We start from the raw sequence: 266 nt of genomic DNA on the forward strand, positions 1-266 counted from the left end.
CCTGAGGTGGACAGCAAGCGCTAAAGCTCACTTTCCACCGCAAATTTTAACAGCGGTGATCCCTTACTTTTCAATGCGGTTAAGTAAGTTGATTCATTGTAGGGCGTATGTATTTTCCTTTGGCTTCTTGCTGCCGATAATAGGCTTTTGCCCAAAATGAATAGCGCACAGATAATCCTGCCCATTCCGCAAATGTTTGCCTTAAAAACTTAGTGCATGAGTACCGCCAGTGTATCCATTCTTTCTTGCCACTGCGTTCGGTTACT

1 pseudogene is annotated in these 266 nt (G+C 44.4%); it reads right to left on the bottom strand.

The annotated features are described in order from the left end of the window. Nucleotides 1-20: 20 nt before the first annotated feature. Nucleotides 21-266, bottom strand: a pseudogene (locus NRL14_RS20980) (IS110 family transposase); the annotation flags it as partial.

This window comes from Pseudoalteromonas sp. 20-92, from assembly GCF_030847595.1.
In the GTDB taxonomy this organism is placed as follows: Bacteria; Pseudomonadota; Gammaproteobacteria; order Enterobacterales; family Alteromonadaceae; genus Pseudoalteromonas; species Pseudoalteromonas fuliginea.